This is a genomic window from Pseudomonas sp. PS01303, from assembly GCF_029959385.1.
GTDB lineage: Bacteria > Pseudomonadota > Gammaproteobacteria > Pseudomonadales > Pseudomonadaceae > Aquipseudomonas > Aquipseudomonas rustica.
The window spans coordinates 1-15363 of record NZ_JASCPK010000143.1; the positions used below are offsets into that span (position 1 = coordinate 1).

Sequence of the window (15363 nt, forward strand, 5' to 3'; positions counted from 1 at the left end):
GCTCGCGATAGCGGTATAGCAGTCGACATCATCGTTGAATGTTAGTCAGCTATCGCGAGCAGGCTCACTCCTACAAGGGAATGCGTTGCCAAATTAGAAATGAAAAAGCCCTGCCGGTGATGGCAGGGCTTTTTTTGTGCGGCCGGAAATCCTAGATCCCCATGCTACCCAGCGCATTGACGATATTGCGCAGGGTGCCGGCGATCGCCGGGTGCTCGACTTCGAAGCGCTCGACCGCCAGGTTCACGCCATCGGCGATGCTGGCGTCCTGAGTAGCGTTCTCCAATTGGATTTCAGACTCGATTTGCGCCATCAACACGCGCAGATCTTCACGTTCGGCTTCCGACAGTGGCGGATTCTGCTCCAGTTGCTCGCGCAGGGTTTCGAGCTGTTTTTGCAGTTCTTGGGCCGGCATTGGTGTTTTCCTTTTATCGAGAGGCACTGGCATTGACCGCAGCCGCGCGCCAAAGGTCTGTGGCTGACCTTTAGATTAATCCACTCTCGTTCAAACTGCATGATCCCGATCAGGGCTTTTCGCCTTTGAGGCGGCGCAGGCTGATGTCGGCGAGGCAGGTGTCGAGCTCGCCCAAGTGATCGATCACTGAATGCACGCCAAGCCCGAACAATTGCACCGTTGCTTTGCCCCGCAGTTGTTCGCGTTCTTTTTGCGTCAGCGCTTGCCATTCACTCGGCGCCAGACCGCACAGTGAACCGCAAGAGGCGAGGCCGATCGTCCACAATCCGGCATTCAGCCCGGCTTGCAGCAAACGAGGTTCGCCGCTGACCAGCACGCAGCCATCGAGCCGATCGACGTTGAGTCCCATCAATGCTTGCCAGCAAGCATTCGGCGCGGGCCATGGATTGTTTGTTGCTGAATGTTGCGAAGGTTTGATCCACTCCGGCAAAGCGGCCGACAGCGGTTTTGCAAGGGCAGGGGGGAGCTCATCGATCCATGCGCAGGGGATTTTACGACGCTGCAGACTGAGCAGGCTATCGAGTGCGCCGGGAGTCGTTATGGCGTGCTCCGGGTCGCTGCCGCCAAGCTGCCGCGCACGTGCGCCGAAATCCACCAGACAGCCACTGAGCCCGAACAGCACGGCGGTCAGGCTGGGTGTGGCGAGCGGTAAGGTTTCGGCCTGTGACATGGAAGCGTCCCTGAAATAGCGTCAAGGCTAGGGCGCGACAATGACAGTTGGATGACAGGGCTTGCGGAAGGGAATGAAGGAAACTTCCTACATACAGTCTCATGCCAGACTGCCCAAAATGCCGATTGCGCTTATACTAGCGTTCTTACGCGTGGCCTCAGCTGCCCGTGCCAGAATCAAATCCAAGGAGTTTTCTATGCGCTGGAGCAATCCTCTCGCTCAGCTTTGTGTATGCGCCAGTGTCATGCTGGTTCCGTTCGCCGCCAACGCTGCGACGGAAGAAGACCCTTGGGAAAGCGTTAACCGTCCGATCTTCCAGTTCAACGATTTCGTTGATACCTACGCGCTGAAGCCGCTGGCACAGGGTTATCAGTTCGTGACGCCGCAGTTCGTTGAAGACGGCATCCACAACATGTTCCAGAACGTTGGCGACGTCACCAACCTGGCGAACAACATTCTGCAAGCCAAACCGGCTGCTGCGGGCGTTGATACGGCGCGTCTGATCTTCAACACCACTTTCGGTCTGCTCGGCTTCTTCGACGTCGGCACTAAGATGGGCCTGCACCGCAGCGACGAAGATTTCGGCCAGACCCTCGGTTACTGGGGCGTGAGCAGCGGCCCGTACGTGATGCTGCCGTTGATGGGCCCGAGCACCCTGCGTGACGCGCCGTCCAAGTACGTCGACAGCTTCACCGGCATGTATCGCTACATCGACGACGTGCCGGCGCGTAACTCGATCTTCGGTCTGAACATCGTCGACACCCGCGCCAGCCTGCTGTCGAGCGAGAAGCTGATCAGCGGCGACAAGTACACGTTCATCCGCAACGCTTACCTGCAGAACCGCGAGTTCAAGGTTAAGGATGGCCAGGTTGAAGACGATTTTTAATCTCGACCTGTAGAAACAACCAGGCGACCCTCGGGTCGCCTTTTTTGTGTGCGCTTATTTCATCTTCAAAATGGTCAGGCCGAGCTTCTGAGCGCCGCCATCTTGTGCGCTGACCCAGACCACTTCGGTCTCGGCCTCAAGGCCAGTGAGCGCCGCATGGTCGGAGTCGATCCGCACGCTCAAACGGTCGCCGACCGCGAATTGTCTGGGAGCTTCGACCTGCATGCCACTGCTCGAGAGGTCGATGCACACCCCTGAAACCTCATCACCCTCATGAATCAACACGACATCGGCATCGACCCGCATGCGGATGAAATCGCGCTTTTCGCTGTAGTCCCGACCGGTTTGACTCATGCCTTCGTCCTTCCATTGGGTTACGGTTTGAGCTGTTCTTATAACTCTCAGTGATTTGACAAGTAAAGTCGTCAAGCGACCATCGGCGCATGCTTGAAACGCTCTGCGGATGGGAGTACCGTCTGCGCCTTAGAAGGGCACCTCTGAAGTAACCGCGTTTCGGCCAATGCTCGAAAGCGGTGCGACAGAGAGGCTAGAAAGCGAATCCAGTAGTCCGCGCAGGGTTGTTACCTTGCCCACTACGCCAACCTAATTCTGGCGCCGTTTGCCCACATGCCAAAAACCAGTGCCACGCTGCTGATAATCGATGATGACGAAGTAGTGCGCGCGAGCCTCGCGGCCTATTTGGAAGACAGTGGTTTCAGCGTCCTGCAGGCCAGCAACGGCCAACAGGGTCTCAAGGTATTCGAGCAAGAACAGCCCGATTTGGTTATCTGCGATCTGCGCATGCCGCAGATGGGCGGACTCGAATTCATTCGCCAGGTCACCGAGCGTTCGCCGCAGACGCCGATGATTGTGGTATCGGGTGCCGGCGTGATGAACGACGCGGTCGAGGCCTTGCGCCTGGGCGCGGCGGATTACCTGATCAAGCCTCTCGAAGATCTGGCCGTGCTCGAGCACTCCGTGCGCCGGGCCCTCGATCGTTCGCGTCTGCTGCTGGAAAACCAGCGCTACCGCGAGAAGCTGGAAAAGGCCAACCGTGAGCTCGCCGCCAGCCTGAACCTGCTCCAGGAAGACCAGAACGCCGGTCGCCAGGTGCAGATGAACATGCTGCCGGAAAGTCCGTGGAGCATCGACGAGTTCAAGTTTGCCCACCAGATCATCCCGTCGTTGTACTTGTCGGGTGATTTTGTCGACTATTTCCGCGTCGACGAGCGCCGGGTTGCGTTTTACCTGGCGGATGTTTCCGGGCATGGCGCCTCTTCAGCCTTCGTCACGGTGCTGTTGAAGTTCATGACCACGCGCTTGCTGTTCGAGTCCAAGCGCAACGGCACATTGCCGGAATTCAAGCCTTCAGAAGTCCTTGGTCATATCAACCGGGGGCTGATCAGTTGTAAGCTGGGCAAACACGTCACAATGGTCGGTGGAGTCATCGACGAGGAGACCGGTTTGTTGACCTATAGCATCGGCGGTCATCTGCCTTTGCCAGTGTTGTACACGCCTGACAGTGTTCGTTATCTCGAAGGGCGCGGTTTGCCGGTGGGCCTCTTTAATGAAGCCACCTATGAAGACCACGTGCTTGAGCTGCCGCCGACGTTCAGCCTGACGCTGATGTCCGATGGCATTCTGGATCTGTTGCCAGAACCCACGCTCAAAGAAAAAGAAGCTGCTTTGCCCCAACGGGTGAAGTCGGCGGGCGGCAGCCTGGATGGTCTGCGGCAAGTGTTTGAATTGGCCACGCTAGGGGAGATGCCGGATGATATCGCCCTGTTGGTGTTGAGCAGGAATCTTTAATGAGTACCGGTAGAATCCAGTTCGCCGAGCAGGACGGCACCTTCGTCCTGAAATTCGTCGGTGAAGTTCGCCTGACCCTGTGTTCGGCGTTGGATGCGACTATTGAGAAAATCTTCACCGCGCTGAATTTCAACGCGATCGTGATCGATTTGACCGAAACCCGCAGCATCGACAGCACCACCTTGGGCTTGCTGGCCAAACTGTCGATCCTGTCGCGGCAAAAGGTCGGCCTGCTGCCGACTGTCGTGACCACCCACGATGACATCACCCGTCTGCTGCAATCGATGGGGTTTGAGCAGGTGTTCAACATCGTCAACCACCCGGTGCCATGCCCGGAGTGCCTGGACGACCTGCCAGATCAGGATCAGTCGGAAGAAGTGGTGCGGATCAAGGTGCTGGAAGCGCACAAAATCCTCATGGGCCTGAACGATTCCAATCGTGAAGCGTTCCATGACCTGGTGAATGCCCTCGAGCGGCATTGATGGCCTGAAATGGGGTAGGGCGGCTGGCCCTATCGCGAGCAGGCTCACTCCTACAGGGCTCTTCATTAGCCACATAATCGCGATCACTCCACAGATCCCCTGTAGGAGTGAGCCTGCTCGCGATAGCTTCCGCATGAACACCGAATATTTCCAGCAGCCAAAAAAAGGGCGAACCCTCACAGGTTCGCCCTTTTTGCATTTCAAACAATCAAATCACAGCTTGGCCTGCAACAGTGCCTCAAGCTTCTCCTGGTCGCGAGCGAACTGACGGATGCCCTCAGCCAGTTTCTCGGTGGCCATCGCGTCTTCGTTGGACAACCAGCGGAATTGCGCTTCGTTCAGGCTCTGACGGGCTTCACCGGCGTGGCCTGGGGCCAGTTTGCGCTCCAGCTTGCCGTTATCCGCTGCCAGTTTGTCGATCAGATCCGGGCTGATGGTCAGTCGGTCGCAACCGGCCAGTTGCTCGATCTGATTCAGGTTACGGAAGCTCGCGCCCATGACCACCGTTTTGTAGTCATTGGCTTTGTAGTAGTTGTAGATGCGCGTGACCGACTGTACGCCCGGATCATCGGCGCCGGTATAGTCGTTGCCGTTGGCCTTCTTGTACCAGTCGTAGATGCGGCCCACGAATGGCGAAATCAGGAACACGCCGGCATCGGCGCAGGCTGCGGCCTGAGCGAAGGAGAACAGCAGGGTCAGGTTGGTCTGAATGCCTTCTTTTTCCAGCACTTCAGCGGCGCGGATGCCTTCCCAGGTCGAAGCGATCTTAATCAGTACGCGGTCGCGGCCAATGCCGGCCTTGTCGTACAGCTCGATCAGGCGATGTGCGCGCTTGAGCACGGCGTCTTTGTCGAACGACAGGCGTGCATCCACTTCGGTGGAGATGCGGCCCGGGATCACTTTGAGAATTTCCTGACCTACCGCGACGCCAAAGCGGTCGCTGGCCAGGCCGACATCGCCCTTGCAGTCGCTGACGCAAGCGTTCAGCAACTCGGCGTAGCCGGAAATGGCCGCGGCTTTGAGCAGCAGGGAAGGGTTGGTGGTGGCGTCGACCGGTTTGACTCGGGCGATCGCTTCGAAGTCGCCAGTGTCGGCCACTACGGTGGTGAATTGTTTGAGTTGTTCCAGCTTGGAAGTCATGGGCGTGCTCTATCCTATGGGTCTGATGACATTACCCGAGCGCTGACGGTCACTCAAGGGCGTGGACGTGTATCGATGGCCCCTGCGGCAACAACCTGAAAACGATTGTTTGAAAGGTGGGGCGGGCTATCGATGAATACGATGCCAAAACAGCGCACAGGTTCAAAGCAACCGACCTGCGTACAGATCGGTTGCGCACGGACTACTCAGCGTTCAACAAAGATTCAACCGACATTCGCGCCGGTTTCGGCTGACCGTCAGAGGTCAACAGGCCGAAGTTCTTCTCGCGATCGTTACTGCCGGACTCACTGTTCTTCCATTCATAGATAGACGTCAGCGGGATCTGCAGTTTTTTAACATCGCCAATAAAGGCGTTGATCTTGCTCGCCTGACCGTCGGCGCCACCATTAGAGCTGAGCGCTGAGACACCCCACTCACTGATTACCCCCGGCAAATGGAAGTTCTGCTGAATGAATGCCTGCGCGCTGCTGATCTGCGCGGCAGTCATGCCATACGGGTGATACGACACCGCGCTCAGGCATTTCGGGTATTCGCTGACGATGCGGTTCAGCGCCACGGTGGACGCGGAACCGGCGGTCGGCGGCCGCGCGAAGCCATAACCCACCAGTGGCGTCGCCGGCGGCTTGCCCTGCAACGTCTTGCACACCGAACTCATGAACGGCACGAACGTCGTGTCGAAATTGCCCGTCGGCCAGTAGGTCGGCAGATCCGGTTCGTTCCACAGCTCAATCGCCACCAGTTGCGCGCTGTAGGACGTTTCCAGGCTTGTCACAGCATTGGCGAACGCTTCGCCCGCCGTCGCCAGTTCGCTGCCTGACGAGGCAGGCAACGGCTTGATCGCGCGCACCGTCAACAGCACCGGCAACCCCGCCGATCGCGCCGCCGCAAAGGCAGCGCTGACCTGCTGTTGATAGGCCTTGGCGCTCAGGCTGTCGCTCCACACACCGAAGCGCACAAAACTGAACCCGGCGGCTTTGATCTGCGCGGCATCGGCGGCGGTGAAGTTCTGGATCTTCACCTGCACGCCGATGGTTTTGGCGGGGAGGTTAGGGAACAGCTCACTGGCGTGAACCTGACTGGTGGCACCGAGCAGCGCCAACGTCAGCGCGCCAAGTTGTTTCAGAGGTGTCGATTTCATGTCTGCTCTCCCGAAGAGAAGTGACAACTACGAAGAATGATCTCTTTTCTCAATTTTCGAGTGAGGTGATGGCACTTAGTGCGTGAATGTTATTTTTTGTCGGAAAACAATCAGCCGAAAATCACAGTTATTTTTAGTCCGCTAATAGTGGTTGGGCGCCTTTAAAACGCTGTGGTACTTAATGCTCCAGTACTAACAGGGCGATTCTATTTCTGAGTGCAGGAAGATCCACAGGGTTCATTGCAATCCTTTGGCATGTTGGCCGTTTGACATTACCCGGGAAAGTAAAACCTTGTTCAGAAAGATCCTTGTTGTGTGCGTGGGCAATATTTGCCGCAGTCCGACGGCAGAACTGTTGCTGCGTAACGCGCTGGCCTCGTCAGCGATCACCGTCACCTCCGCAGGCCTTGCGGCGCGGGTCGGCGAGGGTGTCGAAGCGTCGGCGCGTCAGGTGCTCGAAGATCACGGCCACAGCGCCGAAACGTTCAAGGCTCGGCAACTGACATCAGACATCGTCAATGAATCAGACCTGATTCTGGTCATGGAAAAACAACACGTTAATCAAGTACTGAAGATTGCCGCGCATGCGCGGGGCAAAGTGTTTCTGCTTGGCAAGTGGCAGAGCGAGCGCGAAATACACGATCCGTATCGTCAAGGTAAAGCCGCTTTTATCCATGCGCATGCATTGATTGAAGACGCAGTTAGTTCATGGGCGCAGCGCCTCGGGCATTGACGAATATTCTTCAGAACAGTGAATGGTAAGAACAGACTTATGCAGTTACCGTCCGTAATCGGCACCCGTGACAATGATCAAGACAGCATTGATCTGCTCGGCATCTTTGGCAGCCTGATCGATCAGAAATGGTTGATTGGCGCGCTCACCGGCGCGTTTATGGTCACCGGCATTGCCTATGCGGTTTTGGCCACGCCGGTGTATTCGGCGAACGCGCTGGTGCAGGTCGAACCGAAAAAGAACGACATGCTCGGTTTTTCCGACCTCAACAGCATGCTCGGCGGCCAATCGCCGTCGGTGACTGAGATCGGCATCATCAAATCCCGCGCAGTGATCGGCAAAACCGTCGACGACCTGCGCCTCGACATCGACGTCAGCCCCAACACCTTTCCGCTCATCGGCGGTTTTCTCGCCCGGCGTTATCGCGGCGAAACCGACACCAGCGTCGCCGCGCCGCGTTTCGGCCTGAACAGCTACGCCTGGGGCGGTGAGCGGCTGGAGTTTGCCCGGCTCAATCTGCCGAAAGAACTGCTCGGCAAAAAACTCACGCTGATCGCTGGCGAACAACATCGCTTCCAGTTGCTCGATGACAACGACAACCTGCTGGCCGAGGGCGCGATGGGCGAAGCCTTTGCGCAGGATGGCGTGGAAGGCTTGATCACTCAATTGCAGGCCAATCCCGGTACGCGTTTCGAAGTGGTGCGCAACCCACGCATCGTGACGATTCAGGGTTATCAGGACGCGCTGGATATTTCCGAGCAAGGCAAAGAGTCGGGAATCATTCGTCTGGCCCTCGCCAGTGCCGACGCGCCTGAAGCGGTGAAGATTCTCAACAAGATTGCCTCGCTCTACGTCGAGCAAAACGTGCGCCGCACCTCGGCGGAAGCGGCGCAGAGCCTGGCCTTCCTGCAAAGTCAGTTGCCGCAGGTCAAACGTGATCTGGCCAAGGCCAGCGATGCCCTCAACGCTTATCAGACCCACGGCAAAACCGTGAACATTTCCCTGGAAACGCAATCGGTGCTCGGTCAGTCCGTGGCGCTGGAAACGCGGATTTCCGAGCTGAAAATGCAGCAGGCGGAGATGGATCGCAAGTTCACCAAACAGCACCCGGCCTACCGCGCGTTGATGAGCCAGATCGGTGAACTGACCCAGCAGCAGAAGTCGCTGGAAGGCAAAGTCCAGGACTTGCCGGCCACCCAGCAAGAACTGCTCAACCTGACCCGCGATGTCGAAGTCGCCTCGCAGATCTACACGCAGTTGCTCAACAAATCCCAGGAGCTGGACATCGTCCGCGCCGGTGCGGTGGGCAATGTGCGTCTGGTCGATACGGCGGACGTCGACCTGACCAGTCCGGTCAAACCGAAGAAAGCCTTGATCGTGCTGATCGCGACATTCTTCGGCGCCTTCGTCGGTGTGGCGCTGGTGCTGCTGCGCAAATCCCTGAGCCGTGGGCTGGAAGGCCCCGAAGCCATCGAGCAACTCGGTTTGCCGGTGTACGCGTCTATTCCGTACAGCGCGCTGCAACAGGAAGAGGACAACAAAAAGGGCCGTGCCCGCGATGGCGTCGACAAACCGGCGTACCTGTTGGCGCTGCGCAATCCGACCGATTTGTCGATCGAGTCGATCCGCAGCCTGCGCACTTGCCTGCACTTCGCCGGGCTCGATTCGACCAACAACCGCATCATGATTTCCGGACCGAGCCCGCAGGTCGGCAAGACCTTCGTCTCGTCCAACCTCGCCGCAGTCATGGCGTTGAGCGGTCAGCGCGTGGTGCTGATCGATGCCGACATGCGCAAAGGGCATTTGCACAAAACCCTCAACACGCCAATCAGCAACGGTTTGTCCGACCTGCTGGTGAAGCGCTGCAGCATCGATCAGGCGATCAACAAAGTCGAAGTCGACAACCTGCATTTCATCAGCCGTGGTCAGGTGCCACCGAATCCATCCGAGCTGTTGATGCACGCGAACTTCCGCGAATTGCTCGCGCAACTCAGCGAGATGTACGACGTGGTGATCATCGATACGCCGCCGCTGCTGGCGGTGACCGATGCGGCGATTGTCGGCCGTGAAGCGGGCATCAGCCTGATCGTCACGCGCTTCGGGGTGAACCCGGCCAAAGAGATCGAGCTGACCATCCGCCGCTTCGCGCAGAACGGTATCGAGTTGAAAGGCGCGGTGTTCAACGGCGTCGAGAAGCGTGCCGCGAGCTACTACGGCAACGGCGGCTACGGCTATTACAACTACGAATACGCGTCCGACAAATCCTGAGTTTTGGCGATTGTCCTTTCCTGTTTGAAGTGGGTGAGTTGTGAAAAAAATACTGCACGTGGCAGAGACGATCAAAGGTGGCGTCGCAACCGTTATTCGCACGATTTCGGCGTCGCCGGAAGGCGATGCGGCCGACTACGAGTTGGTGTATCTGGTGCCGGAGGATCAGGCCAAAGAACTGCACGGCATTGGCGCGCAACAGATCCGCACCTTCCCGCGCACCGGGCGCAATGTGCCGTCTTTGTTGCGTTTCGCCTGGCGTCTGACGCAAGTGCTGCTCAAGGAAAAACCCGATGTGGTGCATTTGCACAGCACCTTTTCCGGGGTGATCGGCCGCTGCGTCTGCGTGCTGTTGCGACCGTGGCGCAAGCCGAAAATCGTCTACTGCCCGCACGCGTTTTCGTTCCTGATGGAAAGCTCGCCAATCAAGCAGAAGGTCTATGCGTGGATCGAGCGCGTGCTGCAAAAAGTCACCGACGTGATCATTTGCGTCAGCCAGTACGAACTCGATAAAGCCGCGCGCTTCGGCATCGAGCGCAAACGCATGAAGCTGATCTACAACGGCATTCATCATAAGGACGACGCGCCGAAAGCCGCGAGCCCCGAGCCGATTCATCTGCTGTTTGTCGGCCGTCTCGATTACCAGAAAGGCTTCGACGTGCTGCTCAAGGCCTTCGCCAATGTGCAGCGCAATGACCTGAAACTGACGGTGGTCGGCAGCGCGGTCAACGAAGATTCGGTGGAGTGTCCGCCGATGGATTCGGTCGAATACCTGCCGTGGGTCACGCCGAGCGAAGTGCAGGCGCTGTACCAGAAAGCCGATGCGCTGATTGTGCCGAGTCGCTGGGAAGGTTTCGCCATGGTGCCGCTGGAAGGCATGGCCATGGGGCTGCCGGTGATCGCCAGCAATTGCACTTCGCTGCCGGAACTGGTCACGCACGGCGTGTCGGGCTACGTGTTTCCGTCCGGTGATCACCAGGCGCTGGCCGATGTGCTGGCGCAAATCCAGAAGCCGCGCTTGCTCGATCTCGGCAGCGAAGGGCGCAGCATCGTCCGCGAGCGTTTCAGCGCCGCGTTGATGATTCGCCAGACCTACGACCTGTATCGCGCTCCCACTTTTTAAGTAGAACTCAAGCATATGAACGTAACGATTTTGCATGGCTACAGTGCGTCCAACTCCGGTGACGGCCTGCTCGTCGATCTGGCCATTGCCTTGGTGCAGCGCAACTTTGGCGACGACACCGCGATCAGCGTGGTCGCCTCTGATCCGGATTCTTTCAGCTATCTGCCGCACCCGCGTTTCGACGCGCCGGTCATGGCGGCCAAGGGCCTGGGCCGGGTCAAGCAAGCGGTGTTTCTCAATCAGTCCTACGCCGGGTTGGCGGATCTGTTGCAGAAAACCGATCTGATCGTCGGCGTTGGCGGCGGCTACATGCGCTCGAAAAGCGCTTTCGAACACATCAAGTTGAAGCTCGGTCACGCCAAGCAACTGGAAACCGCGATCCTCAGCAAAGTGCCGTCGGTGTACCTGCCGCAAAGCATCGGCCCGTTCCATGGCGAGAGCAGCAAAATCGTCGAGCACTACGCCAACGCCGATGCGGTGTTCGTGCGTGACAACCGTTCCTCGGCGATTTTCGACGCTTGCGAAAACGTCTACCGCGCGCCGGATCTGGCGGTGCAATCGTTGGCGAGCAAAATCCTCCAGCAACCGAAGTTCACCCGTTGCGCCGCATCGCCAGCCACGGTGTGCGTGGTGCTGCGCAAGCCGCCGGAGTGGAGCAAGGACAAGAAGGTCGCCTACGTGGCCAATCTGAAGTTGCTGCTGCAACGCCTGAAGCAAAAAAGCAAAGTGGTCTGCGCCGTGCAGAGCGCGGTTCGTGGCAACGATGACGGTGCGTTCTATCGCGAGCTGGGCATCACTGAAGACCTGCTGTCGTTGAAGGCGACCATCGCCAAATATCAGCCCGATCTGGTGATCTCTGTGCGCCTGCACGGCGCGATCGAATCGCTGCTGTCCGGCGTGCCGGCGTACCACATCAGCTATGAGCGCAAAGGCTTCGGCGCCTATCAGGACATGGGCGTCGAGGACTGGGTGATCAATGGCGGCGACATCGATGTCGACACCATCATCAACACGGTTTACGCGCCGAACGCGCTGTCGAATTTCGGCCAGCGCCTGACCGATACCTGCCGTGAAATCGAAGCGAAAACCGTGGCCATGGACGAAATCATCAAGGGTGTCGTTCGATGATATTTCGGCTGCTGCTTCGCGGCGGAGCTTTGGGCGCGAAGTTTTTGCTGGTGTTGGCGATCACCCATTACCTCGGTTATGAGGCGCTGGGTTTTTACGGTGTGGTGGTCGCCGCGTCGTTGATCGCCTCGAAGTTTTACAGCGTCGGTTTCAGTTCCGAGATCAATCGGTTGATCAGCGTGGGCGGCAGTTCGCGCCGCGTGGTCGACAAGGTTTTGCTGTTGTACCTGGCGGTGGGACTGGTGCTGTCGGTGGTGACGGTGCTGATTTATTCACTGTTCCAGACCGTTGAAGCGACGGCGACGCTGATCCTCTGCGTGACCCTGGTTTTGCTCACCGAGCACCTGTCGTTCGAGATCAACTCGTTCGTGTTTTCCGCACAAAAAGCCACGGCCGGCGCATTGCTTTTTTTCATCAAGACCGGTCTGTGGGCGGTGTTGGCGGTGGGCGGGATGATGCTCGGCTGGGTGTCGGGGATCGCCAGTGTGTTGTGGTTGTGGGTCGCGGCGAATGTGCTGGTGATTGTCGCCGGATACTTGATTGTGGTGAACGTGCACAAGGGCCGCGAGAGCTCGACGCTGGCGACGGGCGCGGTGTGGAAGGCCGGGTTGCCGTTCTACCTCGGTACCGGTTTGATCGCGCTGAGTCAGTACGCCGAGCGTTTCCTGATTATCGATCTGGAGCCCTACGCCAGCCTCGGCAAATATGTGTACGCGTGGTCGGCGGCGAACACCTTGCAAGCCTTGTCGTATGCGGTGGTGGCGGTGGTCGGGATTCCGGTGTTGGCCAAGCGGTTTCAGGCCGATCAGCAGGCGTTTACGGTCAAGCAGTTGTTCGTCAACAAATGGGTGATGCGTTCGCTGGTGGTGTCGGCGGCGGTGGCGGTGGCGATTTATCTGTTCTTCAACGTGGTGCTCGATTACGTCGCCACCAGCGTGCCGCGTCCGGACAACGCGATTCTTGGCGTGTTGATCTTTTCCTTCGCTTTGCGGGCGATTGGCGACATCGTCTGGGGCGGTTTGATTGCCTCGAAAAACAGCCGCGTCTCGCTTGCCAGCGCGGCGATCTGCCTGCTGGTTTCGGTGCCGGTCAGCTATGTGTTGATCAAGCACTATTCGATTTATGGCGCGGCGTGGGGCAACGTTTTCGCGATCATCGTGCAGCTCGGCGTTATTGCCGTTTTGACGCGCGTGACCACTGCGAAAAAGGCTGCCGTGTCATGGGCCTGAAGCTGCCGTGCATCGAGTTTCGCGGCAAGCGACTCGATTCGTATGTGTCGTTCCTGATTCTGTTCACCGGGTTGTTTTTGTCGGTGGCCATGCCGCTGCTGATCCCTCGCGATCCGGGCCCGGATGCGATGACCTTGTGGTCGTCCTACGCGCGTGCCGACAACTGCAACTTCTGGAACCCGTTCTCACCGGATCGCTCGTCCTACGAGTGTTCGGCGTTCCTGCTGCGGCCCACCGGGATCAACCTGACCAATGCCTGGGCCTACGGCATGTTCTGCAATTTCTTCCTCACGGCGATTCCGGTGGTGGTGTTTCGGCGCATGCCGTTGGCGATCTTCGGCACCCTGTGTCTGTGGGGCATCGTCCGCTCGTTTTTCCTTGAGAATCTGACCAAGGAAATCATCGTGTCGGTGGCGGTGTTGAGCATTTTGCTCAGCTCGTTGACGCGCAAATACCGTGGCGGATTCTTTCTCTCGGCAGTGATTTACGGCGTGCTGATTCGGCCGTACTGGATTCTGTTTTCACTGTCGTGGGTCGGCGTCTGCGTGATGAAAAAGTACGTATCACGCACGACTTTCTTCCTGATGTTGTTCCTGTTCTATCTCGCGGTGGCCATGGCGATTCAACTAGCGTTGGGCTTCCCGGTGTCGTCGATTCGCGCCAGCAACAACGAACTGCGCACGGCCGGCGAGGAGGGCTCGAAGTCGCTGATCGTCTCGTGGCTCACCGGCAGCGACTTCGTTTCGCAAGCGCTGGACTCGATGATCATCTTCTTCCGCTTGTCGTTCCCGGTGGAGCTGATTCTGTTGTCCGGGCCGGGGCAGGTGATCTTCGTGGCGTTGATGATCATGACCGCGCTGCTGCTGTTCAAAGTCATCACTTCGACCGATTACAAAGGCGCGCCGATCCAGACCAAACCCAAGGAACTGATCGCGATTCCGCTGGCGTTTCTGTTGGTGCAGGGTTTGTTCGAGCCTGACTTCGGCTCTTTCGCCCGGCACTTTTCGATGGTGGTGCCGGTGCTGTTCGTGGGGCTGGGCTTGATGCTGCGGGCGAACAAACCGGTGCAGGTTGAATCAAGAATTCTGAATTGAGGCAGGTGCTTTATGTCGAGCAAGAAAAAGTCCCTGGAGATTGAAACACTGCGCGGTCTGGCGTGCCTGCTGCTGGTGCTTTACCACGTCATCGGGCCGTTGGGCGGCGGGTTGAAGATCGATATCGGCTCGCCGTTCCGGGTGATCGCCGACTCGATGGTGTACGTGCGCATGCCGCTGTTCACCTTTATTTCCGGGTATATCTATTCGATCTACAAAATCCGTGGCAACGACTTTTCCGCGTTTTTCAGCGGCAAGGTGCGGCGCCTGATCGTGCCGTTGTTTTGCGTCGGTGTGCCGTTTTCGGTGCTGCAAGCGGTGGGGCCGGGAGTGAACAAGGACGTCGGCGTGATCGACGCGTTGCTGTCGTTCTGGGTGCCGATCAACCACTTCTGGTTCTTGCAGGCGGTGTTCATCATTTTCATGTTCGTCGGGCTGCTGGAATGGCGCGGAATGCTGCGTTCGGCGACGCGCTTGTATGGGTTGTTCGCGTTTGCGGCGCTGGTGTTTTTGCTGCCGCCGTTCAAGCTCGATGCGTTCGGGATAAACGGTGCGATCTACCTGCTGCCGTTTTTTGTTGCGGGGATGATCGGGCAGGAGAATGTCGAGGCGCTGAAGCAACGGTTCGCGATGATCGGGCCGGTAGTGTTCGTGCTGATTTCGCTGACGTTGCTGTATGTGGCGGCGCTGGATCGTGAGCTGATTGTTGATCGCCGTAGCTTGATCGGTTTGACGGTGGGGTGTGTGTCTTGCTTTGCGTTGTTGTCGAGTGGCATGCGCTCGAAGGCGTTGACGTGGTTGGGTGGGTATTCGTATGCGATTTTTCTGTTTCATGTGCTGTTTGCGGCGACGTCGCGGGTGGTGCTGGGGCGTTTGGGTGTGAAGGATGAGAGCCTGCTGGTGTTGGGTGGGTTGAGCGTTGGGCTGCTGGGGCCGGTGGTGTTGTCGATGGTGTTCAGCCGGTTTAATTTCACCTCGGTGCTGTTTCTTGGTGAGCGTGCGGCGGTGAAGAAACCGGTGGTGGTCGTTGCCCCGGTGGTGCCGGTTCAGAATAGCTAGAAGCTTCGCGAGCAGGCTCGCTCCCACAGTGGATATCGAGATCTCCTGTAGGAGCTGCGGCACGCTGCGATCTTTTGCTGTTGCTTCTAAAGAGCAAAAGATCGCAGC

Annotated in this window: 15 protein-coding genes; 10 read left to right on the forward strand and 5 right to left on the reverse strand. The window is 58.1% G+C overall.

The window, feature by feature from the left end; genetic code table 11:
• Positions 1-151: 151 nt before the first annotated feature.
• Both QMX93_RS25535 and QMX93_RS25540 read right to left on the reverse strand, forming a co-directional pair.
• The gene (locus QMX93_RS25535; protein ID WP_053122053.1) at positions 152-415 is read right to left on the reverse strand and encodes a DUF4404 family protein; all 264 of its coding nucleotides are present in this window, start codon (positions 413-415) and stop codon (positions 152-154) included.
• 109 nt (positions 416-524) lie between these two features.
• Entirely contained in the window at positions 525-1145 is a 621-nt protein-coding gene (locus tag QMX93_RS25540; RefSeq protein WP_282358379.1) for an HAD family phosphatase, read from the reverse strand.
• Positions 1146-1341: 196 nt separating this feature from the next.
• On the opposite strand from QMX93_RS25540, the gene QMX93_RS25545 reads away from it, so the two are divergent.
• Positions 1342-2031: a VacJ family lipoprotein gene (locus QMX93_RS25545; RefSeq protein WP_053122049.1), complete on the forward strand. Its 690-nt coding sequence runs from the start codon at positions 1342-1344 to the stop codon at positions 2029-2031.
• Positions 2032-2085: 54 nt separating this feature from the next.
• Here the strand turns inward: QMX93_RS25545 and QMX93_RS25550 are convergent, their stop codons facing one another.
• The gene (locus QMX93_RS25550) at positions 2086-2385 is read right to left on the reverse strand and encodes a PilZ domain-containing protein (protein WP_212551157.1); all 300 of its coding nucleotides are present in this window, start codon (positions 2383-2385) and stop codon (positions 2086-2088) included.
• Positions 2386-2658: 273 nt separating this feature from the next.
• Between QMX93_RS25550 and rssB the strand changes: the two genes are divergently transcribed.
• Positions 2659-3840 (forward strand): two-component system response regulator RssB, encoded by a 1182-nt coding sequence (gene rssB / locus QMX93_RS25555; RefSeq protein ID WP_053122045.1) that lies wholly within the window; start codon positions 2659-2661, stop codon positions 3838-3840.
• Entirely contained in the window at positions 3840-4322 is a 483-nt protein-coding gene (rssC, locus tag QMX93_RS25560; RefSeq protein WP_042560140.1) for an anti-sigma factor antagonist RssC, read from the forward strand. The genes rssB and rssC overlap by 1 nt, the downstream gene beginning before the upstream one ends.
• Before the next feature lie 213 nt (positions 4323-4535).
• On the opposite strand, the gene tal is transcribed toward rssC, so the two are convergent.
• Positions 4536-5462 carry a transaldolase gene (tal, locus tag QMX93_RS25565; RefSeq protein WP_053122043.1) on the reverse strand — a complete coding sequence of 309 codons (927 nt, stop codon included), beginning with the start codon at positions 5460-5462 and terminating at the stop codon, positions 4536-4538.
• A gap of 202 nt (positions 5463-5664) precedes the next feature.
• Complete coding sequence (locus QMX93_RS25570) at positions 5665-6621, reverse strand: cellulase family glycosylhydrolase (protein WP_282358380.1); 957 nt, start codon at positions 6619-6621, stop codon at positions 5665-5667.
• A gap of 292 nt (positions 6622-6913) precedes the next feature.
• Here QMX93_RS25570 and QMX93_RS25575 point away from each other — a divergent pair, with 292 nt between their 5' ends.
• Genes QMX93_RS25575 through QMX93_RS25605 form a run of 7 tightly spaced genes read left to right on the forward strand, consistent with a single transcriptional unit; the run spans position 6914 to position 15255 of the window.
• Positions 6914-7354, forward strand: a complete 441-nt coding sequence (locus tag QMX93_RS25575; protein WP_053122039.1) for a low molecular weight protein-tyrosine-phosphatase — start codon at positions 6914-6916, stop codon at positions 7352-7354.
• Positions 7355-7393: 39 nt separating this feature from the next.
• Positions 7394-9622, forward strand: a complete 2229-nt coding sequence (locus QMX93_RS25580) for a polysaccharide biosynthesis tyrosine autokinase (protein ID WP_053122037.1) — start codon at positions 7394-7396, stop codon at positions 9620-9622.
• Positions 9623-9662: 40 nt separating this feature from the next.
• The gene (locus QMX93_RS25585) at positions 9663-10745 is read left to right on the forward strand and encodes a glycosyltransferase family 4 protein (RefSeq protein ID WP_053122031.1); all 1083 of its coding nucleotides are present in this window, start codon (positions 9663-9665) and stop codon (positions 10743-10745) included.
• A 15-nt stretch (positions 10746-10760) separates the two neighbouring features.
• The gene (locus QMX93_RS25590; protein WP_212551155.1) at positions 10761-11873 is read left to right on the forward strand and encodes a polysaccharide pyruvyl transferase family protein; all 1113 of its coding nucleotides are present in this window, start codon (positions 10761-10763) and stop codon (positions 11871-11873) included.
• Entirely contained in the window at positions 11870-13102 is a 1233-nt protein-coding gene (locus tag QMX93_RS25595) for a phosphoribosylaminoimidazole carboxylase (protein WP_282358381.1), read from the forward strand. The genes QMX93_RS25590 and QMX93_RS25595 overlap by 4 nt, the downstream gene beginning before the upstream one ends.
• Positions 13093-14196: a hypothetical protein gene (locus QMX93_RS25600; RefSeq protein ID WP_053122025.1), complete on the forward strand. Its 1104-nt coding sequence runs from the start codon at positions 13093-13095 to the stop codon at positions 14194-14196. Before QMX93_RS25595 ends, QMX93_RS25600 begins: the two co-directional genes overlap by 10 nt.
• A gap of 12 nt (positions 14197-14208) precedes the next feature.
• The gene (locus QMX93_RS25605; RefSeq protein WP_282358382.1) at positions 14209-15255 is read left to right on the forward strand and encodes an acyltransferase; all 1047 of its coding nucleotides are present in this window, start codon (positions 14209-14211) and stop codon (positions 15253-15255) included.
• The last annotated feature ends 108 nt before the right edge of the window (positions 15256-15363 follow it).